This is a genomic window from Altererythrobacter sp. BO-6 (genome assembly GCF_011047315.1).
Taxonomy (GTDB): domain Bacteria; phylum Pseudomonadota; class Alphaproteobacteria; order Sphingomonadales; family Sphingomonadaceae; genus Erythrobacter.
This window is the reverse complement of record NZ_CP049259.1, coordinates 1275531-1299804: the sequence shown is the minus strand read 5'-3', so window position 1 is coordinate 1299804 and position 24274 is coordinate 1275531. Positions and strand designations below refer to the sequence as shown.

Genomic DNA, 24274 nt, shown 5'->3' with positions numbered 1-24274 from the left:
TCAATTCGATTGAAAAAGAACGGGAATTGGCGCCGGGAGTTGCGGCGGTGTCAGTTCCCGGCGATTTCTTCCTGCCGCGCGGCCACTTCGTCAAGCTCTTGCAGGATGGCGCGGTGCGCGCTGGCATCGTCGCTTGACCGCTGCGGGATCGAGCCGTCTTCCATCATCGCATTGAGCGCCGCGCGGGCCCGCCCGACGCGGCTTTTGATGGTGCCGACGGCACAACCGCAGATGGTCGCGGCTTCTTCATAGGAAAAGCCCCCGGCACCAACGAGCAAGAGTGCTTCGCGCCGTTCCGGCGGGAGCGTCTGGAGCGCGCGGTGCAGGTCGGCAAGGTGGATCGGCTCCTCCTGCCCCGCTGGTGCGGTCAGGATGCGTTCGGCCACGCTTTCGTCATATTCCCCGCGGAAGCGGTTGCGGCGCATATCGGTGAGGTAGGCATTGCGCAGGATCACGAAGGTCCAGGCGCGCATCGAAGTGCCGGGTTCGAACCGCTCCTGTGCGGCCCAGGCCTTGAGCAGGGCTTCCTGCACCAAATCGTCGGCCATGTCGGGGCGGCCGCACAGGCCGCGCGCAAAGGCGCGCAAGTGAGGCACCACCTCGGTCAGCTCACGCCGGAAATCCGCCTTTTCAGCGGCGGTGCGGGTGTCTTTCGCCATCAGGCGGATCCATTCACGGATGGATCGTCCAGCTTGTCGAGTAAATCCTTGAAACTGTCGGGCATCGGCTCTTCTACGACCGAATCGTAAAGCTTGCGCAGGCCATCGGACCATGCCGGCGGTGCAGACGCGGGCTTGCCGGCGGCGGGGTGTCTCCGCTCGTCCGATTTGCCCGAGTGATGCTTATCCGATGCCATGGCTTGCCTGTGCCCTTGTCCTTTTCCGTCCCCTGCTGCAACAAGCCTGGGGGCACGTACATGCTATCGAGGGAACGATAGCGAAATTGTTTGGTTCCCATCCTACCCCGGTGTCGAGGCAGTCAGGCGATGCACGTTAACCCGCAACAGCGGATAGGAAAGGCAAAAACGGGCGGCGCCGTGCGATTGCTCGCGCGCTATCCGCGTGCCGTGCCGGTGGTGATCTTTTTGCAATCGCGCTGGTCACGGCCCTCAGCGTGCTGGCGATCGAAGCGAGCGAAGAACAACATGATCGCGCTGTGATGGGTGAAGTCGCACAGTCGGTCTCGTCTGCGCTGGAGCGCCGAGGCGATACCAGCGCTGCCTATCTGCGTGCAGGATCGGCCTTGTTTACCGCCAACTCCGAAGTGAGCCAGTCCTTGTTCCGGAGCTATGCGAACGAGCTTCAGCTGGATGTGGATGCGGGCGGATCGGAAGGCATCGGCTGGGCCGAAGTCGTGTCGCTTGCTGAACTCGATGATTTCGAACGCCAGGTGCGCGTGGAACGTGACGGGCCGTTCGAGGTGCGCCGGGAACCAGGTGCAGGCGCTGACCTGATGGTGCCCGTAACCTTCTTCAAACCCGACACCGAAGGATCCCGCAGGGCGATCGGATTCGATCTTTATTCGGAGCCGGCGCGGCGCGCGGCCATGGACGAAGCCGCGCAATTGCTGCGTCCTACCGGCACAGGCAAGCTGATGCTGCTGCGAACGGGCGAGCGCGAAGTGATCGGGTTTCTGGTGTTCATGCCCGTGTTCGAGACAATTGCTGGTGAGCGGCGGTTGAAGGGCTTTATCTTCAGCCCCTTCGACGCCCAGTATTTCCTTGAATCGGCAATGAGAACCTCCGCACACCCCTATGTCGGTGTGCGCCTATACGATGGCGCTGCAAGCCCCGAAAATCTGCTGGCGACCCATGCCCCCGCCGCCGCTTCGGGCAAGGTTATCCATCAGCGGATTCAGATCGCCAATCGACCGCTACTGATCGAAATCGAGTCCTCGCGCCAGGGTATCCTGTCGCCGTTGTCCATGGCGACTCTGCTGTTCGGTCTGGCGGTGGCGAGCCTGCTGATGATGCTGGCGCGTTTGCTGACGCGGCAGGCGATCGAAGACGAAGCCTCGCTGGCGTTCTTCGAAGAACAGAATTCGATCCGCAATTCGCTCACCCGCGAGCTCAACCACCGTGTGAAGAATACGCTGGCCAGCATTCTGTCGATCATTTCCCTGACCCGGCGCCGGACCAACGACCTCGACGAATTTGCCGAAGGGCTTGAAGGGCGGGTACGCGCATTGTCGGCGACGCATGACTTGCTGACGCAGTCGGATTGGGGAACCACGCCGGTGCGATCGGTAATCGAGGCCGAACTGGCTCCTTATGCCGGCGTCGGGGCTGATGCCGAAATCGTGATTGAAGGGCCCGATATCCAGCTCTCCCCGAATGATGCGCTGTCACTGGGCCTGGCGGTGCACGAATTGACGACTAATGCCGCGAAGTATGGCGCCTTAAGCCAGCCCGGCGGTAAGGTCACCGCGCAATGGGAATATGAGGGTGAGGAGCTGGTCGTCGTTCGCTGGCAGGAACGCGGCGGGCCGCCCGTCAGCCCGGAACGCAAGAAAGGTTTCGGCACCGAGCTGATCCAGAAGATCGTGGCACATGAATTGCGCCAGCCAGTCGATCTGCGCTTCGAAGCAGAAGGCGTCAGCTGCACCTTGCGCGTGCCCATCCGGGTGCGCAGAGAATTCCAGATCCGCGAAAAGCTGAACCGGCTTGCGGACTAGGCCACAGCGTTTGACCGGAAGAACAGCGCCTGGCTAATCGTCGTGCCCACGGTACGTTCCTGGAACGGCTTGGTGACGAGATAGGTCGGTTCGGGCCGGTCGCCGGTAAGCAGCCGCTCGGGGTAAGCGGTGATGAAGATCACCGGCACGTCGGCGATCGCCAGGATGTCAGTCGACTGCGTCGAGCCCTGATGAGCCGTCGGCCAGTTGTATATCGGCGAGGACCAGACCGGGCATTGCGCTGGCAACGGCCTCCCTGGCCTGCGTGCGCGTTGCGGCTGTGGCGAAAACCTCGTGCCCCAGTGAAACAACCAGATCTTCAAGCTGCATCGAGATCAGCGGTTCATCTTCAATGATCAGCACGCTGGTAGCCGCTTCGCGCTCGATCTCGGCAATGGCGTCAGCGGCAAGGCGCTCTGCCTCGGCGGCGTCGATGCCAAGGATTTGCCCCGCCTGGGCCGGGCTGAAACCTTCGAGCGTGGTTAGCAACAGGGCCTGCCGGTTGAGCGGTGTGACAGCGCCCAGCACCGCCTGCGCTGCCCCTTCACGCCCGGTTTGGCTTTCGCTGCCTTGCCGTGTTTCGGCAGTGGCGGAGGACCATAGCGCGGTAAAGGCCCGGTATAGCGGCACGCGACCACCAGCGAGGCTGGCCTTGAGCTCCTCATTGGCCAGTGCCGCTTCCAGCGTGGCGCGCACGAAATTGTCGCCGCTGGCCTGTGATCCTGTCAGGGCGCGGGCATACCGCCGCAAGTAAGGGAGATGGGCAGCAACTTGTGCGCTTAATGACATTGTGAGCCTTCCCGTGACATACAAATTCCCCAACGGATTGGGCAGGAATGCGTTCCACCGCGCAGGCCGGATAGCAAAGTGAGGGGCTTTGTCCATGGCTGCCGGCCCACGGCAAGCAGACGGCAGGACCTTTTGGAAAATTTTTTCGCTGCACGGGGAACCGCCGCCGGTTTCGGACATTTCCGAAATATCACCGCCGAGACCCCCCTCCCGTCCAAGCGGCTGGTGATACGATCCCGAAGGCCTCCGCCCTCAAAAGCGGAGGCCTTTTTTTATCCGAGTGCTTTCTCGAAGACGATATATTCGCGGTTGATCCTGCTCTCGATCGCGTCGGCGATAGCGACCATGCCCTGGTTGTCATCAAGGATCCAGCCGATCTCGCCCCGCTTCGAGCCGTATAGTTCGTCGGCCTTGTCGCGGATCTGGCTGATCATCATGAAGGCAAGCTGGCTGGCGACCCTGGAATTGTGCAACTCCTTCTTCACGCCCATCAGTGGCACCCGCATTCCCGCGCCCTTGGGGAAGCGCAGCCAGCGCAGCAGGTGGAACCAGCCGAACGGGAAAAGTTTGCCATCGATCCGCTTCAAAACCTGGTTGATGTCAGGGAAAGTCAGCATGAAGGCGACTGGCTCGCCATCAAGTTCGGCGATCATGTTGAGCGGTTCGAATATGATCGGGCGCAGCTTCTTGCCGGCATAGGCCACTTCTTCCGGCGTAAAAGGTACGAAACCCCAGTTCTTCGACCATGCATCGTTGAGGATTTCAAGCACCACAGCGACTTCCTCGTCCCAGCGGCTTTTGTCGACCGGACGCACGCGGATGCGCTCGTTGCGCTCGCCTGACTTCACGATCCGCTGGATCAGCGGGGGAAACTCTTTGGTCACATCCAGATCATAGGTCAGCAGCGTCTTGGCAGGGATAAAGCCATAGCTTTCGATCCAGCCGCGATAGTGCGCCGGGTGATGGCCCATCATGATCATCGGGGCGTGGTCTTGCCCGCGCACGAGCAGGCCCGGCTCTTCCCAGACCGACAACGAGATCGGCCCCACTACGCGGGTCATGCCCTGACTGCGTAGCGATTGCTCGGCTGCTTGAAGCAGGGCATGTGCGGCCGCCTCGTCCTCCGCGTCGAAATAGCCGAACATGCCGGTACCGGGGCCAAAGCCCTGGCCGGCCGGCATTTGCAGCGCCAGTTCGTCGATATGTGCGGAGATCCGTCCCACTGGCTGGTTGCCGCGGCGGGCGACAAGGAATTCCGCCCGGCCATGCCCGAAAAAGGGGTTCCTGTCCGGGTCTATCAATTCGATCAGCTCGCTGCGCAGCTGCGGCACCGAATGCGGTTCGCGCGCGGCAAAGCTGCGGCCCAGGTCGACAAATGCAGCGCGTCCTTTCTTGCCCGTTGCTGGCTCGATTACTATCTCTGTCGCGCTCACTCGCTTGTTCCGTTCAGATTGAGTTGGGTCAATGTGTGGTGGGAGAACGCGGCTTAAGCAAGCCATTCGATCACTCTTGCCAACACATCGCATTTGTCCTCGTCCGCCGTTATGGGGTAAGGGCGCGGTCCAGTCAGAGATTTTATGATGGAACAGACGCTAAATCCCGCCGCTGCATCGAGCGCTTTGAGGGCGCCGGCGACGCGTGCCCAGTTCATCGATAGCGATGACAAGGACATGCTGCGGGTCGCCCGCGATGCGACCAAGGACCTGGGGCAAGCCCGCGCGGCGTGGTATTGGCCCGACATGCTGCTTTCGGCAGGCCTGGGCTATGGTGCCATGGCAGGCGCGATACTGACCGATAATATCACGCTGGCAGTGGTGCTGGGGATCGTTTCCGCACTCGCGCTCTATCGCGCGCTGATGTTCATCCATGAACTGACGCACATTCACCGCGACGCCTTGCCCGGCTTTCGCACGGCGTGGAACCTGCTCGTCGGCATCCCGATGCTAGTGCCCAGCTTCATGTATGAAGGTGTGCACACGTTGCATCACAAGCGCACGCAATATGGCACAGCAGAGGATCCCGAATACCTTCCCCTAGCGTTGATGAAACCATGGAGCCTGCCGGCCTTCGTGCTTATCGCGCTGCTGGCGCCGGTTGGCCTGATCCTGCGCTTTGCCGTGCTGGTGCCGCTGGGGGTCGTGATCCCGCCGCTCAGGAAACTGGTTTGGGAACAGGCCTCTGCGCTGATGATCAACCCCGAATTCCGCCGCAAGCCGCCCGAAGGTGTACTGGCCAAGCGCGTGTACTGGCAGGAACTGGGCGGGTTCGTGTGGGCTTGGGCGGTACTCGCCAGCACCCAATTCATCGGCTGGCGCCCGCTGCTGATCGCGCTCGCAATCGTCTCGCTTACCGCAGTACTCAACCAACTGCGTACGCTGGTCGCGCATTTGTGGGAGAACGATGGCGAACCGATGACGGTAACCGCGCAATTCCTTGACAGCGTCAATGTGCCGCCGCCCGGGCTGGTGGCGGAAATCTGGGCCCCGGTGGGCCTGCGCTATCACGCGCTGCATCACCTGATGCCGTCCATGCCCTATCACGACCTGCCCGAAGCACACCGGCGGCTCAAGGCCGAGCTCGGCACGCAATCGACCTATGACGGGGCGAACCACAAGGGCATGATGGAACTGGTGGCGCGTATAGCGCGCAGCACGATGGGCCAGCGGCCTACGGCATAAGCGCTATTCCTCGGTGCGGATCAGCACCGTCTCACCGACCAGCAGGAACAGCAGGAACGGTCCCCACGCCGCGAGGAAGGGCGGATAGCCGCCGAAATTTCCCATCGACAGCGCGGCATTGTCGATCACGAAATAGGCAAAGCCCAGCGCCATGCCGATGATCGCGCGCAGGAACAGCTGGCCCGAACGCGCCAGGCCGAAGGCGGCGATCGCCCCCAAAAGCGGCATCAGGAAGGCTGACAATGGGCCTGACAGCTTGTGCCACCATTTGGCGCGCAGTTCGGCGGTGCGGCGGCCGACCGCTTCATAGGCTTCGATCGATTGCGACAGCTCCCAGAACGGCTGTGTTTCCGGGTCGACCGTGTCCATCTCGATCTTGTCCGGCGTCAGCTCGCGGCCAACGACAAGCGTGCTCTTCTGTGCGGTCTGGGCCGTGCCGACATCGAACTGTTCGGCATTCTCGAGCCGCCAGCCCGGCGCAGCATAGGTGGCGCTTGCAGCACGTACTTGGTTCAGGATCATGCCCCCTTCGCTGCGCTGGTACCAGGTGACGTCGCGCATGCGGATGTTGCTGCCCGATCCCGTCATGCTGGCCGCGGTGAGCACACTGATCCCGTCCGTCAGGTAGACATTGGCACGCACACCCGACTCTTCCGGGATCGGGCCATAATCCGCAGATTCCCATGCCTTAAGCGTGGCTGTGGCTCGGGTCACCACACGCTCGTTGAAGACAAAGCTCACAGCCGAAAACGCGAGCGCGGTCACCAGCAGTGGCGCCAGCACCTGATGCGCGGACAGGCCCGCCGCCTTCATCGCGATAACCTCGCTGTTCTGGTTGAGCGTGATCAGCGTGAGGATCGTCGCCAGCAGCACCGAATAGGGCAGGAAGCTCTGCACCAGCTGCGGAATGCGCAGCGAGGCATAGGTCACCAGCTGGGCCTGGCCGTTGCCCGGCATCGCCAATATGTCCCCGCTCTTTGACAGCAGGTCCAGCATCATCAGCACCAGCACCAGCATCACCAGCACGGCGATGATCCGCACGGCAAACAACCGCGCCAGATAGAAAGTGAGCGTGCGCGAAGGGAAGAATTCAAGCTGCATCCGCTGTCTGCCCTATTCCGCCGGTGAAGCTTCTAGCAAGGCGGCATGACGCGGCTGGCGCCGCTTGAACAGCTTGCGCAAACGCTTGCCAAGTTTGGAGGCGAGCGTTTCCAGCGCGCCGATAGCCTGCCCGCCGGGCACATAGGCAACCCGGTAATACATCCACACGATCAGTGCGGCGAAGATCACGAACGGTCCCCACAAGGCCACAATCGGATCGACCCGGCCCAAAGAGGCGATGTCTTCGCCATATTGGTTCACCTTGTGATAGGAGACGACCATGATGATCGACACGAACACGCCCAACGCGCTGGTCGATCGTTTTGGCGGGATCGCCAGCGCCACTGCCAGCAGCGGCAAAAGCAGCATCATCACCACTTCCACCAGGCGGAAATTGAAGCTCGCCTGGCTGGCATCGCGCTTGGTTTCCGGCTGGGTGTCGCTCCAGCCGATCCGCAGCAATTCAGGCAGGATATATTCGCGCTCGGCATCGCCGCGTTCGCGGAATTCCTCGATCCGCGGCAGGTCGATCGGCAGATCGTGCCGGGTAAAACTCAGCACGCGCGGCGTGTTGTTGCCGGTGTCCTGCACGATCGTGCCATCGGTCAGCCGCAGGATAATCGTGTCCGGGCTGTCGCTGGTCGCCATGAAAGCGCCTTCGCGCGCCGAGATGGAAAGCACCTGCCCTTGCGAATTCGAAACGCGGGCAAAGATCCCTTTCAACCGTCGGCCCTCGTCTTCGCTTTCCTCGATCCGCAGCGCCATCCGGTCCTTGAGCGTGGTGAACTCGCCAACCTTGATCGACGCGCCCAGCGCGCCCGAACGCAGCTCATATTCCATCTGCTCGTAGTAATAACGGCTAATCGGCTGGACATAGAATACCAGCGCCACGTTCACGCCAATCAGCACCAGCGTGATGAGATAGGGCATGCGCAGCAGCCGGGTGTAACCCAGCCCGACCGCCCGCAGCACGTCAAGTTCGCTGGTGGTCGCCAGCTTGCGGAAGGCGAGCAAGATACCCAGCAACAAGCCGAGCGGGATCGCCAGGCTGGCATATTCCGGGATCAAGGCCCCGAGCATCTTGAAGACGACGGAAACGGGCCCGCCTTCGACCGCAACGAAATCAAGCAGTCGCGACAGTTTTTCGAGCGTCAGCAGCGACGCGGCGAGCGCAAACACGCCCAACATCGGAAACACCACCAGGCGCAGGATATACCGGTCTATGCTGGGCAGGAACTTGAGCACTTGTCTCGCCGGAAAATCGCTTGCTGTTATCGGGTCAGGCAATCCCTAGCGCGAAAATCCGGCGCGGTCATGCCCTCACGCGCGAAAGGCGGATATTATGCCTTCTCCAGCGTGCATTGCAGCGGGTGCTGGTTCTGCCGGGCAAAATCCATCACCTGGTTCACCTTGGTTTCCGCCACTTCGTAGGGGAAGATGCCGCATACCCCCACCCCGCGCTGGTGCACATGCAGCATGACGCGGGTGGCCTGCTCAAGATCCATCGCGAAGAACCGCTTGAGCACTATCACGACAAATTCCATCGGGGTGTAATCGTCATTGAGCATCAGCACCTTGTACTGGCTCGGCTTCTTGGGCCGGGTCTTGGCCTTGGTGGCAATGCCGACTTCGTTTTCCGAACCCGAATCCCCGTCAGTGCCCTCGGCCATAGCGATGGCGGGCAGGCGGCGCTGGTCTTGGGCGCGGAGGAAAGTGAGGTCGGTGTTCATTGGCAGGTGCAATATCGTAAGCCCCGGCTGAATCGCAAGGTCAGAGCGCATCGGCTTTGGCGCAATCGGGTTAATGCAATCCGAACTCGTGCAAAAGCAATCGGGTTCCCGGGGCGCTGCGCACAACGAAAAGGGCCGGCTGGACGCTTGGTCCAACCGGCCCTGGTGTTTCTGCCGGGTGAGGGAGAGGAGAGAGTACCCGGTCAGAACTCTGGAATTTCCAGAAGGCCTAGGCGGCCTTCTTGATCTTCTCTGCAGCCAGGCTCATGCGGCTCGAAATCGGCGCGAAGGCTTCGTTGTAGAGCTTCACCAGCGCTTCGGTGTTCTTCGAACCGAACGACACGGCAGCGTCGAAGTTGCGGCGGGCGAGTTCGCCCTGCAGCTGGACGAGTTCGGTCGGCGACTTGACGGCAGCCATCTTCTTGAAGTCTGCGGTGACGGTTTCGACGACGGTCTTGGTCGCTTCAACCTGCTCACGGCCCATGCTCTGCACGCCGTTGAAGAAGATCTTGCCCGACTCAACGACGGCTTCGAGATTGCCCTTGTTGAATTCAGTCACTTCCGAGGCGAGTTCGCCGGTCTTGGCGAAAGCGGTCTTGGCGCGGGTCTGTGCGTCAGCCAGGAATTCCTTGGCGGTTGCGGTGAAATCGGTGGTCTTGGCAGTGGCCATGATCTTGTCCTTAACTTGGATGAAGGGGTTGGCGGGCGCTGCGGTTTTCGCGGCGGCCTTGGCGGTCTTCTTCGGTGCGGCCTTCTTGGCTGCTACCTTTTTCGGAGCCGCCTTCTTGGTGACGGTCTTCTTCACGGCTGCCTTTTTGGGAGCAGCCTTCTTGGCGGTCGTCTTCTTGGCCGGAGCCTTCACCGCCTTCTTGACAGCAGCAACCTTGACCGGTGCCTTGGGGGCATCGGTGGCAATTGCCTCTTCAACCGCCGTCTCGCTGACGGTCTTCTTTGCGGCTGCTTCGGCATATGCCTTCTCTGCAGCGGCATCGATCTTTGCTTTGGCTTGTTCGGCCATGGGAACCTCGCTTTATGTTGCAGTGCACAAAATAGGCATTGCACCAGCGAAGTCAAGGATTTTTTGTGCAGTGCACAAAAAACCGGAAAACGGTTCAGCTGTATGTACTTAGCGAGTTTTCACATAGCGGCCTGGGGCGTCTTCGATCACCTTATCCCCTTTTCCACCGGGCTTGCGCTTGCCTGATGCGGGCACCCGCTTTGCATCCTGCGCTTCCAGCCATTCGATCCAGTGCGGCCACCAACTGCCCGGATGCTCGGTAGCGCCGGCGACGAACTCCTTGAGCGAGCAGGCCTCGCTGTCGCCAGTCCAGTACTGGTATTTGCCGGCAGCGGGCGGGTTTACCACCCCGGCAATATGGCCTGACCCGGCGAGCAGAAAAGTCAGCTGCCCCTTGAAGTGCTCGGTGATCTTCCACACGCTTTCCGCGGGCGCAATATGGTCCTCGCGCCCGGCCTGTACGTAGCTGGGCGTTTCCACCAGCGACAGGTCGATCGGCGTGCCATCCGCGCTCAGCGCGTTGGGCACCACCAGCTTGTTGTCGCGATAGAGGTCGCGCAAATAGTCGGCGTGCCACTTGCTCGGCAGGTTGGTGACATCGCCATTCCAGTGCAGCAGGTCGAAGGCCGGATAGTCTTCGCCGAGCAGGTAATTGTTGACGACATAGTTCCAGATCAGGTCCTTGCCGCGCAGCGAGTTGAAAGTAGCCGCCAGATAGCGCCCGTCGAGGTAGCCTTCGCTCGACAGGCTCTTGATCATTTCGAGCTGGCCGTCGTCGATGAAATGCTTGAGGTCGCCGGCCTTTTCGAAATCGACCTGGGCGGTGAAGAAAGTCGCGCTCTTTACCTTGTCAGCCTCGCCGCGTTTCGCCAGCACTGCCAATGTTGCCGCGAGTGTGGTTCCCGCCACGCAATAACCGATGGTATGCACTGCGGGCACCTTGAGCCGATTGCGCACAGTGTCGATCGCATCGATCTGGGAGCGGATGTAATCGTCCCACACCACGTCCTTCATGCTCGCGTCGGCCGATTTCCAGCTGACCACGAACACCGTCAGACCCTGATCGACCGCCCATTTGATGAAGCTTTTCTTGGGCGTCAGGTCGAGGATGTAGAAGCGGTTGATCCACGGCGGGAAGATCACCAGCGGGATTTCGAAGACCTGCTCGGTCGAAGGGCTATACTGCACCAGCTGGTAGAGCGGAGTTTCGTGCACGACCTTGCCCGGCGTGGCGGCGAGGTTGACGCCCAGTTCGAAGGCCTCGGCGTCGGTATGGGTCAGCTGGCCGCGCTTCAGGTCATTGATCAGGTGGCGCATGCCCTTGACGAGATTCTGCCCCTTGGTCTCGATCGTACGCTTCAGCACAACGGGGTTGGTCAGGATGAAATTGTCCGGGCTCATCGCTTCGACCAGCGCGGTGGTGGCGAATTCCAGCTGCTTGCGCTTCTCCGGGGCGATGCCTTCGACCTGCTTGGCCGCGCCGACAAAATACTCTGCCATCATCAGATAGGTCTGGTGCAGCAGCGCAAAGGCGGGGTGGGCGCGCCATTCCTCGGCGGCGAAGCGCCGGTCCTTGCGTGGCAGCGCGTCGGCATCGGCAGCGTCCTTGCCGCCGGCCCGACCCAGGAAACTGCCCAGCACGCCCTGCCACACTTCCATGCTGTCACTGGCGAACTTCTGCGCGGCATCGAGCGGCGCCTTGGGCAATTGCCTGGCCATGCCTTGTGCCAGCGTAAGCCACTGGGCTGGATCGAAGGGGTTCGCCCCTTCGCCTTGTCCCTGGCTGCGCTCGGCCATGAATTCGAACCACATAGACTGGATTTCGCGCGCGACAGCGGCAAATTCACCCGCGTCGCCTGTAAGCGAGGAACGGTCAGCCAATCCAGATAGAGGGGACTTCCCGGAGCCTGGCATGAAGCTTCCCAGCATTTCGCGCATCGCTTCGCCTTGCATGTCGAAGAATGCCCGGAAGGGCTCACCCGGATTGTCCCACTGGTCGCCGCCGTCCTTGGCCATCGGCTGTTTGATCCTCTTTATCTATGTTGCAATGCGGTATAGCGAGATTGGCGTTTCAGTTCGACTACTATTAGCGTAGATTCAGATGCAGCAAGCCGCACAGTTTCGCAGCGGCCTTTAGGAAAGACCCGGATGGATACCGAATTTTACCGCATGAAGCGCTTGCCACCCTATGTCATCGCAGAAGTGAATGCGATGCGTGCGGCGGCGCGGGCCGCGGGCGAGGACATCATCGATCTGGGCATGGGCAATCCCGACCTGCCGCCTCCGCAGCATGTTATCGACAAACTGTGCGAGGTCGCGCAGAAGCCGGACGCGCACGGCTATTCCCAGTCAAAGGGCATCCCCGGGCTGCGCCGTGCGCAGGCCAATTACTATGCCCGCCGGTTCGGCGTCGAGCTCGATCCGGAGCGTGAAGTGGTCGTGACCATGGGCTCGAAGGAAGGGCTGGCCAGCCTTGCTACCGCCATCACTGCGCCGGGCGACGTCGTACTGGCGCCAAACCCGTCCTACCCGATCCACACTTTCGGCTTCATAATTGCCGGTGCGACGATCCGCTCGGTTCCCACCACGCCCGACGAGAACTATTTCCTCAGCCTGGAAAAGGCGATGGCCTTTACGGTGCCGCGCCCCAGCGTGCTGGTGGTCAACTATCCATCCAATCCGACGGCAGAAGTGGTCGACCTGGCGTTTTATGAGCGGCTCGTAGATTGGGCACGGGCCAACAAGGTCTGGATCCTTTCCGACCTTGCCTATTCGGAGCTCTATTTCGACGGCAATCCCACCCCTTCGATCATGCAGGTCAAAGGCGCAAAGGATGTCGCGATCGAGTTCACCAGCATGTCGAAAACCTATTCGATGGCCGGCTGGCGGATGGGCTTTGCGGTGGGCAACCAGAAGCTGATCGCTGCCATGACCCGGGTGAAGAGCTATCTCGATTATGGCGCCTTTACCCCGATCCAGGCCGCAGCCTGCGCCGCGCTCAACGGCCCGCAGGATATCGTCGAAAGGAACCGCGAGCTGTATCACAAGCGCCGTGACGTGATGGTCGAGGCTTTCGGGCGGGCCGGCTGGGAAATTCCCCCGCCGGCAGCATCGATGTTCGCCTGGGCACCGCTTCCGCCTGCACTGGCGCATATGGGCAGCCTCGAATTCTCGAAGCAGCTGCTCACCGAAGCCAAGGTCGCGGTGGCACCCGGGGTAGGCTATGGCGAGAACGGCGAGGGCTTTGTGCGCATCGCCATGGTCGAAAACGAGCAGCGCTTGCGGCAGGCTGCGCGGAATGTCCGCCGATACCTGACCAGCCTGGGCGTCAACAGCTCGGCTGCCTGATCAGCCATCGACAAAGCGAAGCTCCGGGTCGCAGAAATGCGGAGCCTTCTGGGTGCAAGTGTGTTAGATAACCACGTGTCTTTGCATTTCTGGAGCTGTTGATGGGGGCCGCCGAAAGGCGAAATATGACCAAACGCCAAGTGGACGTGCTGGAACGAATCGACCGGCGCGTGCCGATCAAGGTCATCGCATCGGAGCTGGGTGTATCCGAAACCCGCATCAACCAGCATATCCGCGCGCTTAAGAATCACTACCAGGTCGATAGCCTGAATGAACTGGTCGAATGCTATCGCGAAGAATTCGGCATAACCGACGTGCCTCTGGAAGAGGGGGAACGCCCTTCAGCTGAAGCCTTCAGTGAATCTGCATACAGGAAAAATCAGCTGCCGGGCACGGCACCTGAAACTGAATACGGGTCCCGGGTCGATCCGGGCGAGATCGTGCTGAGCGACGTAATGCCGCTCGGTGGTCTGGCGCCATGGAAGTTGGCGGCAGAGCCGCGGATTGTCCCCGGGGTGCTCGACGGCGACAATGCTGTCTTGCTTCGGCTGGTGGCAATCGTCGGGATTGCCTTCGGCATCCTGGCGGCGATCGTTCTCATGGTCACCGCTGCGATGACGGTAAGCGAAGCACTGCAGGGAAAGGCGCAAGTCCCCGAAGATTATCTTCAGTCTGCCTGACGAGCGGGCAGGCCGGGAGACCTCTCATGTCTGACCGTATCGTTACCGACGCCCGTTATCTGAAAAAGCTTATCCGCGAGGCCGAAGCACTGGCCGATGAATCGATGATTGCCTTTGCCAAGCTCAAGCAGGCGATGCTGGCCGCGCGGCAAAACCCTGAAGTTGGGGTGGATACTGGCCAGCGTGCACTCATGCGACTAACGCAAGCTGAGCAGCAAGCGATAGCCATGTCGACCAACCTTCTGCGAGTCCACGAAGAACTGAGCAAGGTTGCACGTGTGGTTGGCGGGCTTGATGAGGGTGTGCCAACCGAGATCCAAGAGGCAGCTTTTAGCGACGGCGAGCTCGTTTCGGCGTAATTGTGCACCATCCATCATGCTTAGCTTAATCCTTGAATTTCGCGACGAGGCGCAGAGAATTGCCTTCTGGGCAGTGTGTCTCGCCGCGCTATTCAAGGGGGCGGCCCCGAGCGCGCCATTTCGATCACGCTAATCTCGATCTTCGTTGTAACTGACACGATCTATCACGCGCTTACTGACAACAGCTTCTCAACCCACCAGGTCGATATTTTCCACGCCAGCAATGACCTGCTTGCCGGCGTGCTGCTCATCTTGATCGCGCTTTACGCGAACAGGATATATCCAATGTGGATCGCATCATTCCAGCTGCTTGCGACCCTCGCGCATGTGGCGCGCGAATTGGCTGACCAGATCTCTCCGATCGCGTACGTCATCATGGTTAGCGTCCCGTCTTATTTTCAGATCGGTATTCTCGCGGGAGGTGTGTTTCTGCACGCCCGCCGCCGACGCCGCTTCGGACGGTATCGCGACTGGCGGCCTGGCGTAGGCACGCACGGCTGGATTCATGTGCTTTCGACCATCGGGCACAAGACATGAATGTCGCGGCTATGCCAGCGGGCCGAGCCCTTCGCTCTTGTCCGGAGCAAGCGCAGCTTGCCGCCCTGTTCGAACATCTGCACTATGCCTTTTCGGCTGTCGCAGCGGGCGAGGAACGGTTCCATGCCATCTTTCTCGACCACGAGCGCACCTACCTTGACGATTGTGTCATGGCCTGCGGACATTCCGCGCATCTGCCGGTCCGCTTGCGCGACATCTTTGCCCGGGCGCTGGCGATTGGCGCGCGCGCCATCATCGTGTCGCACAACCATCCCTCGGGCGATTGCCGCCCAAGCCGCAGCGATATCGACGCAACCCGCCGCCTGACCGAGATTGCGCGCGCGCTCGACATCGAACTACTCGATCACCTGATTTTTACCCGCGAGAAGGTCTATTCTATGCGGGCTGGGGGAAAACTATGAATTCGGTCAATGCACGCCGGCTTTTGCCGGGCAGCGATAAAATGATTCCGCGTTTCATCGAAGCGGGCGATGTGACCCTGGACCTTTTCCATCGGGATGGCCGGGTCGAGGATCGCTGGTTGCACCTGCATCCACGCGAATTCGAACTATTGTGGCGGTTGGCCCAGTGCCCGGGGCAACGCCTGACGCGCCGCGAGCTTTTGGCCGAGGTGTGGCGGATCCAGCAGGAGCCGGGAACCAACAGCGTCGCTGTGCATGTAGCGCGCGTGCGCGGCAAGCTTGACCGGTTCGGGCTCGGCCGGATGCTGGCGACGCACCCGGATGGCGGCTATTACCTCGACGCGCCGCCCGGCCCCAGCGCCTTTCGCTTCCAGCGCGCCTAAATCCTGGGGCATGAGGCTCGAATAGCGCGCTGGACAGCGTAGGCCAGTTGCGCCAGTCTTTGCCCAATTCAATTTGGATCTGGACAATTGGGAATGGCGATGGACTTCAGGGAAAGAGTTTCGATCGATCTTGGCGGTGACGGCGTGGCGCAGGTCCGCTTTACGCGCCCGGACAAGCTCAATGCGCTCGACCCAGATATGTTCGAAGCGATTATCGAATCCGGGCGCGCTTTGCACAAGATGAAGGGGCTGCGTGTTGTCGTCCTGTCGGGTGAAGGGCGTGCATTCTGCGCCGGGCTCGACCTGTCGAACTTCGCCCGCACGCCAAGCCCTGACGAACCCGAACTGACCGAGCGCACGCACGGCAATGCCAACCGCCCGCAACAGGCGGCCATGCTGTGGCGCAAGCTGCCGGTTCCGGTGATTGCCGCGGTGCATGGCGTGTGCTTCGGCGGCGGACTGCAGATCGCCAGCGGGGCGGACATCCGGGTGGTCCATCCGCAAACCCGGATGTCGATCATGGAGCTTAAGTGGGGGCTCGTGCCCGACATGGGCGGCTATGCGCTTTGGCGCGGCCTGGTGCGCGACGATGTGCTACGCGAACTGGTATATACCAACCGCGAGTTTACCGGGGCAGAGGCGCAGTCGCTGGGGCTGGCGACGCATGTTGACGAAGATCCCCTTGCGCGGGCCACCTCAATCGCCACAGAGATCGCCAATCGGAATCCGCATGCGATCCGCGCGGCCAAGCGGCTTCACGCAGGCATGGTCGAGCGCGGCACCGACGCGATCCTGCTGGAAGAAAGCATCGAGCAACACGCCATTATGCGCTCGCGCAACCAGGTCGAGGCAGTGATGGCGGGGATGGAAAAGCGCGCCCCCAATTTCGAGGACGTTTGAAGCTTACCCGAACACCGCGACTGACTGCAGCCCGTCGAGCACCTGCTTGCCATCGCTGTTCCACAACCTGAGCCGTTCAGACGAATAACCTTCATCGGCATGCTGGCTGGCATTTTCCGAAAGCCACCAGCCACCGCTGGTCTGCGGCGCGGTATCGAGCAGGTTGAAGCTCCAGTTGATCGAGCTGATCGGCCCCTGGCGCTGCATCGCGCGCATTGCACCGGGCGGCAGGACATCGCCCATCAGCACCAGTTCACTGATCGGGTCTAGCCCATCGGCATCGGTCAGTCTTGCCCAGCGCCTCACCACCGGCAGGCCCGGCCCGCTCACATCCTGCGCGCGGCGCAGTTCGAAATTCTTGGCGATGAAACTGGGTCCAACGCCAGCCATCACGGCTTCGCTTTCATCGGGCGGTGGCGGAAAATCCTCGGGCCTCGGGGCAGGGTGCACGGCATTGGGCTCGCGCCCCTCGCCGAACAGCCAGAACGATGTCAGCGCCAGCTGGCCCTCGCAACGGATCTCGCTGCGCAGCTGGGTCACATTGCGGCCTTGCCGCACGATCTCGGCATGCAGCTCGACCCGTTCGCCAACCGGAGCGACGAATCCGATTTGCGCTGCACGCAGTGGCGGCAGGTCGGAAAACGCGCGGATCGCCTGGGTGTAGGCCAGCAGGGCCGAGGCACCGCCATAAAGGGTGCGGCCCTGCATCCAGTTGGCTGCATCCGGCAGGGTTATGGTGGTGTTCTGCCCGGTGATCGGGGCGATAAGTCGGGTCACGCTCATGCCAACAGTCCCTGTCGCTTTTGCGCGCCTGCGTCCAGACTGACGTTGCGTAAAGCGATCAATCCGATTGCCATTGCCGCGATGAATCGCTAGGGCGCCGCTTCCCCGTCTGCGAGGGCGGGGCGAGGCCCGATGGCGGAGTGGTTACGCAGAGGACTGCAAATCCTTGCACGCCGGTTCGATTCCGGCTCGGGCCTCCACTTTCAGGTGGTGCTGGACGCATCGCCGCGAGTGCCGCTTTAGCTCAGTTGGTAGAGCACATCATTCGTAATGATGGGGTCACGTGTTCGAGTCACGTAAGCGGCACCACCTTTTCAATAAGTTAGCTGAATTTCCCCGCTGGCCCGTTTGGCTGGATTGGAATTTGGCAGCAATTTGACCGCAGATACGAGAAAGAGCGGAGCAGCACTAAGGCCACCCCGCTCCCTCTGAACCCCTTTGGCGGAACCAACGCCAGAGGAATCTCTTTTGCCCGTTACGGCGTGGTCAGCGTGATTGCTTGGAACGCAGGCGGGTAGCGGACCGCTACGTCAGCTAGCTGGCTTGCATAGATATTCACAATGCCATTGGCCCCACCCGTGTACGGGTCGATGATAAGGTCCAAACCGCCCCACATGCCAATGAGGCAGTGCTCCCACAGGCCAACATAAACCGTGCCTTGGGTCGCGTGCGTGCTCTCGATTGCCCTGCGGCCCAGAATGCGCCCGTTCTCGTACACGAACATGCCAGAGCCAGAATCCTTCGCCTGAGCGCCGAGCGTTGCCGCGTCGGTCGGATTCAGGATCCAGACTGCGTTGGTCGTATCGAGGTTAGCTGCTGCAATCTCAGCCAAGGCGTCGAGGCTTTCAGAATGAGTCATCGTGCCACCGCCTGCGGTTGGGAAGGTGTTGATTCCCACCTGATTGGCAACACCCGTTGGGATCGCACCAACGCCTGAGCCTTCCAGTGCAGCCGCGTCCAGACCATTCGCGATCTGCTGGGCCAAGCCCTGCCGAACGAGGTTGTCGATCTGGGGATTGCTGGTGGCCAGAAGGTGTCGCGTAAACGAAGCCCTGCCTGCAAGCATGCGAGGCGACATGGTGACGTTGTCGATGTCGAGGTCGCTTTCTGGGATCGCCCCGCCCTCAGCGACCCAGCTTGCCGAGACGTCCGCATTGTTTTTGGGAATGCTTACGTTGGCTGCCAAGCCACGCAGGAAGGTCGCGCCTGCTGCGGTAACGGCCGAGAACGGACGCAGAGCGTCGATGTACTCCGACCCCATCAGGACCGTATCAACCGCACCAGAGGCATTGCCGCTGGTAAGCATGGTCGCGCGGGACTGGTAGATCGCCTCAGACGGGATCACGATCCCCTTGGCCTTGCCAGCGTAGTTGCGCTTGGCTTCCTGACACATTTCGCGCTCGTATCCGGCTTCTGAGTAGTCGCCCGTGACTTCGGCATTGATGAGCCGAGTCAGCGAAAAAGACCGCTCAGAGCCAGTATGGATGGCAGGAGCGCCTCCAAAGGCAGTGGTGCTAATCGACTCCAGAAGTTCGCTGCGAAAGGATTCGAGCGATTTGCCTGCTGCGATAGCGTTGTGGGCCATATCGACCCGATTGTGACGCTGGGCGAGTGCCAGCATTTCTTGTGCGTCGGACATGATAGTATCTCCAGTTTCCCGTCCGACATTGACGGTCTTCAGCGTTAGGGCTGCAGGGACTTCCTGCGATCGCGTGGATTGCTGAAGGAAGGCCACTTCGAGAACATCCTCGCCAGAGGCGTAGCGCTTCTGCGCCGCGACTCCTTCAGCATTCCTACTGAAGCGCACGAGTGCTCCATTCCCAGACTGGTCGAGGTCCGCCACGCCAACTTGGCGCGACTGGATTCCATCGATCAGGATGGGCAGCTGGTTACGGCCAGCCCCCCTTGCCGCGTGGCCGTGCGGCAGGTGAATTTGATATGCATCCCGCCCATGTGAACGGGTGGCTGTGTAGCCTTGTGGCAGCGGCTCCGAACGGGCGATCCAGTTGCTGTTGCTGATAGCGGTCGTGCAGACTTCCTCGCGTTCGAAATCCCGTGACTCGAAGGCCAACATGAATTTGGCCGCTTCCTCATCGGTGTAAGCGCGGCCTGCTACTGGGTGGCCGTATTCACGGTGCTGCATAATAGTTTCCATTGGGGAGCATCTCTTTGACGTTGACGGCGAGCACGTTTTCCATGCCAGGCACTGGTTTTCGGGCGACAAGCGGAACGTAGCCGCTGGCCTTCTCATCGCTTGGCACGGCGTAGATTGTTTCGCCTTCGGACACGCTCATGTGGACCGCGTAAAACTTCTTCCCGATTTGGTCTGCGATCCCGAAAATCTTCCGAGCGGTTTCGAAGGTAGGCGGATTTCCGGCAGCGAGCAGCGCCCTCATGAACCGCTCAACGTTGCCACGGCCTATTTCCTCGTTAAGCGCCTCGCGCAGGTGTCGCCGGAATATCCTTGCGCGATATGCGTCGCACTCTTGGCCCCAGATTGCAGTAGTCATGCTGCTTCCTCTTCGTGTGGTTCGTGGTTCCCGATCAGCGCGCCAGCCAGATCGATGGTGAGGCTTTCCTCGAAATCGCTGACTGCGTTCGCGAGTGCTGCGGCATGGTCCACCAGCAGCGAGCCGCCCAATGGCGAGATTACCAGCCACAGGTTGCCGCCGCCGCGAGCCTGTAGCTTGGCCATTGCCTGTTCGACCTCATCATGATCGATCTGGTTGAGCCAAGGTCCTGCCTTTGAGGCTGGGAAGCCCAGCGTGCGCAGCTTGCCCAGTACGAGAGCCTTCACCAGATCAGATCGGCGGTAGAGGTTGTCGCGCCACAGCCGCGAGCCTGAATCACGGATAGGCAGATCGTGGCGCACTACGTCACACAGGAAGCGTTGCGCGCTGGGATAGCCTGCGCATCGCGCTAGCGTGCGGGTGAAAAAGCTGGTCGGGATCACCTGTTCGATCATGCCTGCAATATACAGGAGGCGATTCGCCCGATCACGCGTTTGCGGGCTTTTATTACGCGCACAAGAAGCGGTATTTTTGCACAGGTGAAATGCTACAGCTAAATCCACAGGCTGCCCGAAGTTCGGGCTTCCCATCACCCTCGACGGAAAAAAGTCGTCAAAGTACCTGCGATCCTGAACGAAATTGCCTGTGGCAAATGAATGCCCTCTTCTGGCGCGCCAAGATGGGCTGATTTAGGTTAGTGCTCTATGAAGCTGAAATCATATGAGCAGTTGAATGATGATCTTGAAGCCGAACGGCTGAGGCTTCGGGAGCACTCGCAGACAACTGGCAGATCATTGATCCCATACCAGAGTCTACAAATTGTAACGGCAGATTTCGTAAAGTCGTATAGTGATGATGCGCTAACTCGCTGGATGCATGAAAACGAAACGAGTCCACATTCTGGGCCAAAATCGGCTGCTCAAGTCATGCGAGCAGAACTAGCACTGCGCGCCAACGCTAATTCGCGCACAGCCCTCAGAATAAGCGAGCGGGCAATATTTTGGGCTAAGGTTGCAGCGATGGCTGCGGTCGCTGCGGCACTGGGCACATTTCTGCCCATGTTCGTGGACGTGGGCGCTCGTTAGTTCAACCAACGCTTGCTGGAAGTCAAAGCCTTGCTAGGTTGCTCTTAAATTATGAGTTTACGAGGACTTTATGGGTAAGTGTCTGTTCGGTTTGGCATGTGTCGCCGCCGCCATTTCCGCCCCATTGGCCGCTCAATCAAGTGAGCGCAGCACTGAGGCAAAGAATCTCTTCGAATTTGTGCTAAAGCAAGATGATCTTGTTTCAAAAGGTGGCCGAGACACGCTCATAGAAAGATTAGCGGCGTACTGCAGCGCAATTCAGCAGGATGCACCGACCAACTCGCCAGCTGAGCAAGCATGGCTAGAGACGGAGATAAACGCTAGCGGCTCTAGGGTAGTTCGCGCTGCGGAATCCGCTGAGTTTGCGAGACGGCTCGTGTCAAATTTCACATCTGGTTGCCTAAACGGTGTCTCAGGCTACCGGAATGGTTTTGAGTCTAGTGCACTTGCGTATCTTACCTATGAATTCACTAGGTTTGATAGAGACGCACCCCTTATGGCTAAGCGAGCAGGCTTCGACGGCGAGAGACATTCTATGGGCGCTCTACCTCTTGTCACCGAAAGATTAGCCTTTGCATCATTCATTGTAGCGTCATCTGCGAATTCATCGACCGAATAGGGCAACCCTTAACCCCCAATTCAGCCGCCCAGCCCTAGCCTGCCGGCATGAATGACAACCACACCGCGACCCAGATCGAAGGCCCGCGTCACGCTGAGGCTCTGGCCTTGCTGAGCGAGTTAACCCTCATCCTCGACAATGCCGCGAAGTCAGGCTTGGAGCGGATAGACAGCGAAGGCGATAAGGTGTTCGACTTCGGCTATTGGTCGAGCGAGTGCAGGCGGATTGCGGCGCTTTAGCCAACCATCCGGCAACAATAGCGCTTGCGGATCGAACCGCTTGAGTTAGTCTCTCCTTCTGGGGAGGGGTTTAGCGACCCGCCCTTCCTCGACCAGAAGACCCCGATCGCCACTTCTTTCTCCCGCGATCGGGGTCTTTTGATTCCCACCGTGCAGCCAACCACCGCCCACCACCGCGAAGGTGCTGTCACTTGCTGCTTGCGGGTGAGCCGTGAAGTTCCCGCGAATGGTGACGCTTGTGACGCTTGTGACGCTTGTGACGCTTTTTCTCACTGCAAATAGACCTGAGAAAAAACACTACTCTCCCACCATACCTTTTTTCAGCTTGTCTAAGAGCAGTAGGATAAAGTGTCACAAGCGTCACATGTGTCACGGTGGCGGTAGCAACCCAAGCCCAGTGACGTAGCGGGCGCGCCTGTCCTTATCCGTCCCAAAGCCCAGTTTCGTCAGGCGCTGGCGCAACGTCCTGACCGTCACGGTTCTGTGGATGCCACTCGCTGCGGCCCATGTGGTGTAAGCGGTATAAACCTCGCTCATTGGGGTCTGAGCGTGGCTTGCGCGCTGGCACACCTCCTCGACAAACATTGCCACTTGGTCAGCTTCCAGCCGCCATTCATTCTTCGCGTCCTCGCTAGATGACGGTTGCGTAAAGCCGAAATGGATTGCCTCGCAGTAGGCGTTGAGCGCCAGATTAAGGATGCCGGATAACTCCGACAGCAGTTCATCCTTCAGTCGCGGGTTTTGCTCATGCGGCGCGAACACACGATTGAATGTGATGATGACTGCGCGCCGGAATAGCGCGTCCGAAAAGTCCCGCGTGCTGGGCATATGGTTCGTGCCAAACCAACAGGTCGAGAACGGCCGCATGACAAACGGATCCTTATGCTTGTGTTCGACCGTTGCAGGTTCGCCGCTGGTGATTGCCTTAAGTTCCGCATCCGCAATCACCTCGCCTTGGCGCAGTTCCGTGACGATATTCGCCAGCTTCATGTGCAGGTGAGCGCGCTGGAAGCGGTTGTCGAAGCTGGATGGCTGCACGCCTGCGACATTCTCCGACCCGCACAGCGCATACAGGACGCTCAGCAGCACGCTTTTGCCGTTTGCGCCTGCGCCAATGAGCATGACAAACTTTTCGTGCCGTGCGTGGCTCATGAGTGTGTAACCCATGAGTTCCAGCAATGCCTGGCGCTTCTCTGCCTTGTCGGAATCATCCACGAATATCTGGTCGAGGAACGCCTCAAACTTAGGCGCGGTTGCTGCTGGGTCATAGGCCACGGGGATTTGTGTGGTGCGATAATCCTCGCGACAGTGTGGTTTAAGTTGCCACCGCCCGCCCTCAAGTTCGACTTGCCCGTTAAGGCAATTCACGGCCTCTGGATTGCCGCAGTTAAATTCTTGGCCCTGCCTGAAGACTTCGGTCTTCAGAACGTCCGTGACGGCGTTGACGGTCCCGCTCATGACTTCAAGGCTGGGCATTTCTGCCAGCGCCGCCTGCACGTCCTGCTTTACGGCCCTGTCATGCAGAGCAGCCCAGACACCGCAGTCCTGCCAGCCCCAGATATGTGACTCGGCTGCGATCATATTTTCCGCGCCTTTGAGTTCGATGACTTGGCGAGCAAGGTCGAGGTGGTCAGGTTCTGGCGCTTGCTCCTGTCGGCATTGCTCATTGAGAACGCTTAACGGAATGCCGGTGGCTTCCTTGATCGCGTCGAATACCTGTCGGCGCTGGATGGCGCTCAAATGCGCGCACTCACTGACAATATCCTCGATTTCGTCTGCATCATCCGGCTGCAATGCTTTTGCCGCCATCTTGAGTTCGACAAAGTCGCGCACCTTGAACTCGGTTTCGTGAAAGATTGGCGCGTTCATGCTGCGACCCCCTTCAGAATGTCGTTGAAGTCGCGCCCGTCGCCAGCATCCAGAATGGACACCTTCCAGCCCAGCCCGTGCGCCCGCGTTGCCAATGCCTTCGCTGCTTCCCGTCCAGCCGGATCGCCATCAGTGGCAATTTTGATGTGTCCCGACCCCTTCGGCAGGTGCAGCTTGCGCATCCCGTTAGCCGATAGCGCAGCGCCAACAATCATTGGCTCGGTGAGCAGCCCACACAGCAGCGAAAGTCCGCTTTCAATGCCCTCGGCAATCACCAGCCGGTCGGCCGGACCATCGGATAACATGACCGCTCCGCCGGACACGCTGCCCAGCATCATCTTGTCACCTTCGGGCAGACCCGCCTTCCCGCTGCCATCAGCGCGCAGGAACGTGCGGTGGATTGCAAAGCTGTCGCCGCCAGACACTAGTGCGACCATTGCAGGCAATTCGCTACTCGATGGCCCGTGAAAGCAGCGCGAGTGAAATCGGAGCGTGTCGGGCAGGTCGCAGGTTATTGCGCGTGAACGGAGATAGGCCTCGGCAGGCGTTCC

The 24274-nt window shown here is 60.3% G+C and carries 24 protein-coding genes, 2 tRNA genes and 1 pseudogene; 12 read left to right on the top strand and 15 right to left on the bottom strand.

All coding sequences use genetic code 11. From position 1 onward, the window contains the following. Window positions 1–50: 50 nt before the first annotated feature. Together G6N82_RS06330 and G6N82_RS06325 are read right to left on the bottom strand one after the other, a co-directional pair. A complete protein-coding gene (locus G6N82_RS06330; protein ID WP_165194847.1) occupies window positions 51–659 on the bottom strand; it encodes a sigma-70 family RNA polymerase sigma factor in 609 nt (202 codons plus the stop codon). Then, window positions 659–856 carry a NepR family anti-sigma factor gene (locus G6N82_RS06325; RefSeq protein WP_165194845.1) on the bottom strand — a complete coding sequence of 66 codons (198 nt, stop codon included), beginning with the start codon at window positions 854–856 and terminating at the stop codon, window positions 659–661. Before G6N82_RS06325 ends, G6N82_RS06330 begins: the two co-directional genes overlap by 1 nt. Before the next feature lie 257 nt (window positions 857–1113). Here G6N82_RS06325 and G6N82_RS06320 point away from each other — a divergent pair, with 257 nt between their 5' ends. Further along, window positions 1114–2673 carry a CHASE domain-containing protein gene (locus G6N82_RS06320; RefSeq protein ID WP_241255217.1) on the top strand — a complete coding sequence of 520 codons (1560 nt, stop codon included), beginning with the start codon at window positions 1114–1116 and terminating at the stop codon, window positions 2671–2673. On the opposite strand, the pseudogene G6N82_RS06315 reads toward G6N82_RS06320, so the two are convergent. Together G6N82_RS06315 and G6N82_RS06310 are read right to left on the bottom strand one after the other, a co-directional pair. Beyond that, window positions 2670–3462, bottom strand: a pseudogene (locus G6N82_RS06315) (response regulator). The gene G6N82_RS06320 and the pseudogene G6N82_RS06315 overlap by 4 nt on opposite strands. 272 nt (window positions 3463–3734) lie before the next feature. Continuing rightward, entirely contained in the window at window positions 3735–4895 is a 1161-nt protein-coding gene (locus G6N82_RS06310; RefSeq protein WP_165194843.1) for an N-acetyltransferase, read from the bottom strand. Window positions 4896–5042: 147 nt separating this feature from the next. On the opposite strand from G6N82_RS06310, the gene G6N82_RS06305 reads away from it, so the two are divergent. Beyond that, window positions 5043–6140 carry a fatty acid desaturase gene (locus tag G6N82_RS06305; RefSeq protein ID WP_165194841.1) on the top strand — a complete coding sequence of 366 codons (1098 nt, stop codon included), beginning with the start codon at window positions 5043–5045 and terminating at the stop codon, window positions 6138–6140. A gap of 3 nt (window positions 6141–6143) precedes the next feature. Here G6N82_RS06305 and lptG read toward each other — a convergent pair whose 3' ends face one another. From lptG to phaC, 5 genes are all read right to left on the bottom strand, one after another. After that, window positions 6144–7241 (bottom strand): LPS export ABC transporter permease LptG, encoded by a 1098-nt coding sequence (lptG, locus tag G6N82_RS06300; RefSeq protein ID WP_165194839.1) that lies wholly within the window; start codon window positions 7239–7241, stop codon window positions 6144–6146. Window positions 7242–7253: 12 nt separating this feature from the next. Next, the gene (locus G6N82_RS06295; protein ID WP_165198015.1) at window positions 7254–8486 is read right to left on the bottom strand and encodes an LptF/LptG family permease; all 1233 of its coding nucleotides are present in this window, start codon (window positions 8484–8486) and stop codon (window positions 7254–7256) included. Window positions 8487–8581: 95 nt separating this feature from the next. Continuing rightward, window positions 8582–8911 (bottom strand): ATP-dependent Clp protease adapter ClpS, encoded by a 330-nt coding sequence (clpS, locus tag G6N82_RS06290; RefSeq protein WP_165198013.1) that lies wholly within the window; start codon window positions 8909–8911, stop codon window positions 8582–8584. Window positions 8912–9200: 289 nt separating this feature from the next. Beyond that, window positions 9201–9989: a phasin family protein gene (locus G6N82_RS06285; protein WP_165194837.1), complete on the bottom strand. Its 789-nt coding sequence runs from the start codon at window positions 9987–9989 to the stop codon at window positions 9201–9203. 108 nt (window positions 9990–10097) lie between these two features. Continuing rightward, window positions 10098–12005 carry a class I poly(R)-hydroxyalkanoic acid synthase gene (gene phaC, locus G6N82_RS06280; RefSeq protein ID WP_165194835.1) on the bottom strand — a complete coding sequence of 636 codons (1908 nt, stop codon included), beginning with the start codon at window positions 12003–12005 and terminating at the stop codon, window positions 10098–10100. Between the two features lie 132 nt (window positions 12006–12137). Here phaC and G6N82_RS06275 point away from each other — a divergent pair, with 132 nt between their 5' ends. From G6N82_RS06275 to G6N82_RS06250, 7 genes are all read left to right on the top strand, one after another. After that, complete coding sequence (locus G6N82_RS06275) at window positions 12138–13337, top strand: LL-diaminopimelate aminotransferase (protein WP_165194833.1); 1200 nt, start codon at window positions 12138–12140, stop codon at window positions 13335–13337. 101 nt (window positions 13338–13438) lie between these two features. Beyond that, window positions 13439–14017 carry a hypothetical protein gene (locus G6N82_RS06270; RefSeq protein WP_241255216.1) on the top strand — a complete coding sequence of 193 codons (579 nt, stop codon included), beginning with the start codon at window positions 13439–13441 and terminating at the stop codon, window positions 14015–14017. A gap of 26 nt (window positions 14018–14043) precedes the next feature. Next, the gene (locus G6N82_RS06265) at window positions 14044–14376 is read left to right on the top strand and encodes a hypothetical protein (RefSeq protein WP_241255215.1); all 333 of its coding nucleotides are present in this window, start codon (window positions 14044–14046) and stop codon (window positions 14374–14376) included. A 75-nt stretch (window positions 14377–14451) separates the two neighbouring features. Further along, complete coding sequence (locus G6N82_RS06260; protein WP_165194830.1) at window positions 14452–14913, top strand: hypothetical protein; 462 nt, start codon at window positions 14452–14454, stop codon at window positions 14911–14913. Between the two features lie 11 nt (window positions 14914–14924). Further along, on the top strand, window positions 14925–15335 hold the full coding sequence (locus G6N82_RS06255; RefSeq protein ID WP_165194827.1) for a JAB domain-containing protein: 411 nt from the start codon (window positions 14925–14927) through the stop codon (window positions 15333–15335). Window positions 15336–15376: 41 nt separating this feature from the next. Then, a complete protein-coding gene (locus G6N82_RS14955) occupies window positions 15377–15718 on the top strand; it encodes a winged helix-turn-helix domain-containing protein (RefSeq protein WP_241255214.1) in 342 nt (113 codons plus the stop codon). Between the two features lie 99 nt (window positions 15719–15817). Then, window positions 15818–16618, top strand: coding sequence for a crotonase/enoyl-CoA hydratase family protein (locus G6N82_RS06250; protein WP_241255213.1), 801 nt, complete (start codon window positions 15818–15820; stop codon window positions 16616–16618). A 3-nt stretch (window positions 16619–16621) separates the two neighbouring features. Here the strand turns inward: G6N82_RS06250 and G6N82_RS06245 are convergent, their stop codons facing one another. Further along, entirely contained in the window at window positions 16622–17401 is a 780-nt protein-coding gene (locus G6N82_RS06245; protein ID WP_165194824.1) for a thioesterase family protein, read from the bottom strand. Between the two features lie 126 nt (window positions 17402–17527). Here G6N82_RS06245 and G6N82_RS06240 point away from each other — a divergent pair. Then, window positions 17528–17601: transfer RNA gene (locus G6N82_RS06240), tRNA-Cys, on the top strand. 33 nt (window positions 17602–17634) lie between these two features. Then, a tRNA-Thr gene (locus G6N82_RS06235) sits at window positions 17635–17710 on the top strand. 166 nt (window positions 17711–17876) lie between these two features. Here the strand turns inward: G6N82_RS06235 and G6N82_RS06230 are convergent. The 3 genes from G6N82_RS06230 to G6N82_RS06220 are packed head-to-tail and all read right to left on the bottom strand — an operon-like array spanning window position 17877 to window position 20366. Then, entirely contained in the window at window positions 17877–19544 is a 1668-nt protein-coding gene (locus G6N82_RS06230; RefSeq protein WP_165194822.1) for a phage major capsid protein, read from the bottom strand. Further along, entirely contained in the window at window positions 19531–19911 is a 381-nt protein-coding gene (locus G6N82_RS06225; protein WP_165194820.1) for a hypothetical protein, read from the bottom strand. The genes G6N82_RS06230 and G6N82_RS06225 overlap by 14 nt, the downstream gene beginning before the upstream one ends. Further along, entirely contained in the window at window positions 19908–20366 is a 459-nt protein-coding gene (locus tag G6N82_RS06220; RefSeq protein ID WP_165194817.1) for a hypothetical protein, read from the bottom strand. Before G6N82_RS06220 ends, G6N82_RS06225 begins: the two co-directional genes overlap by 4 nt. A gap of 1296 nt (window positions 20367–21662) precedes the next feature. Between G6N82_RS06220 and G6N82_RS06210 the strand changes: the two genes are divergently transcribed. Then, complete coding sequence (locus G6N82_RS06210) at window positions 21663–21854, top strand: hypothetical protein (protein WP_165194812.1); 192 nt, start codon at window positions 21663–21665, stop codon at window positions 21852–21854. 369 nt (window positions 21855–22223) lie between these two features. Here the strand turns inward: G6N82_RS06210 and G6N82_RS06205 are convergent, their stop codons facing one another. Both G6N82_RS06205 and G6N82_RS14855 read right to left on the bottom strand, forming a co-directional pair. Beyond that, a complete protein-coding gene (locus G6N82_RS06205; protein WP_165194809.1) occupies window positions 22224–23723 on the bottom strand; it encodes a phage/plasmid primase, P4 family in 1500 nt (499 codons plus the stop codon). Continuing rightward, window positions 23720–24148: a toprim domain-containing protein gene (locus G6N82_RS14855; RefSeq protein WP_206520318.1), complete on the bottom strand. Its 429-nt coding sequence runs from the start codon at window positions 24146–24148 to the stop codon at window positions 23720–23722. The genes G6N82_RS06205 and G6N82_RS14855 overlap by 4 nt, the downstream gene beginning before the upstream one ends. Window positions 24149–24274 lie beyond the last annotated feature (126 nt).

Coding starts and splice junctions, on each gene's coding strand:
- G6N82_RS06330 (WP_165194847.1), bottom strand. CDS start 659: ATGGCGAAAGACACCCGCACCGCCGCTGAAAAGGCGGATTTCCGGCGT.
- G6N82_RS06325 (WP_165194845.1), bottom strand. CDS start 856: ATGGCATCGGATAAGCATCACTCGGGCAAATCGGACGAGCGGAGACAC.
- G6N82_RS06305 (WP_165194841.1), top strand. CDS start 5,043: ATGGAACAGACGCTAAATCCCGCCGCTGCATCGAGCGCTTTGAGGGCG.
- lptG (WP_165194839.1), bottom strand. CDS start 7,241: ATGCAGCTTGAATTCTTCCCTTCGCGCACGCTCACTTTCTATCTGGCG.
- clpS (WP_165198013.1), bottom strand. CDS start 8,911: ATGGCCGAGGGCACTGACGGGGATTCGGGTTCGGAAAACGAAGTCGGC.
- G6N82_RS06285 (WP_165194837.1), bottom strand. CDS start 9,989: ATGGCCGAACAAGCCAAAGCAAAGATCGATGCCGCTGCAGAGAAGGCA.
- phaC (WP_165194835.1), bottom strand. CDS start 12,005: ATGGCCAAGGACGGCGGCGACCAGTGGGACAATCCGGGTGAGCCCTTC.
- G6N82_RS06275 (WP_165194833.1), top strand. CDS start 12,138: ATGGATACCGAATTTTACCGCATGAAGCGCTTGCCACCCTATGTCATC.
- G6N82_RS06270 (WP_241255216.1), top strand. CDS start 13,439: ATGGGGGCCGCCGAAAGGCGAAATATGACCAAACGCCAAGTGGACGTG.
- G6N82_RS06265 (WP_241255215.1), top strand. CDS start 14,044: ATGTCTGACCGTATCGTTACCGACGCCCGTTATCTGAAAAAGCTTATC.
- G6N82_RS06255 (WP_165194827.1), top strand. CDS start 14,925: ATGCCAGCGGGCCGAGCCCTTCGCTCTTGTCCGGAGCAAGCGCAGCTT.
- G6N82_RS14955 (WP_241255214.1), top strand. CDS start 15,377: ATGATTCCGCGTTTCATCGAAGCGGGCGATGTGACCCTGGACCTTTTC.
- G6N82_RS06250 (WP_241255213.1), top strand. CDS start 15,818: ATGGACTTCAGGGAAAGAGTTTCGATCGATCTTGGCGGTGACGGCGTG.
- G6N82_RS06245 (WP_165194824.1), bottom strand. CDS start 17,401: ATGAGCGTGACCCGACTTATCGCCCCGATCACCGGGCAGAACACCACC.
- G6N82_RS06230 (WP_165194822.1), bottom strand. CDS start 19,544: ATGCAGCACCGTGAATACGGCCACCCAGTAGCAGGCCGCGCTTACACC.
- G6N82_RS06225 (WP_165194820.1), bottom strand. CDS start 19,911: ATGACTACTGCAATCTGGGGCCAAGAGTGCGACGCATATCGCGCAAGG.
- G6N82_RS06220 (WP_165194817.1), bottom strand. CDS start 20,366: ATGATCGAACAGGTGATCCCGACCAGCTTTTTCACCCGCACGCTAGCG.
- G6N82_RS06210 (WP_165194812.1), top strand. CDS start 21,663: ATGAATGACAACCACACCGCGACCCAGATCGAAGGCCCGCGTCACGCT.
- G6N82_RS06205 (WP_165194809.1), bottom strand. CDS start 23,723: ATGAACGCGCCAATCTTTCACGAAACCGAGTTCAAGGTGCGCGACTTT.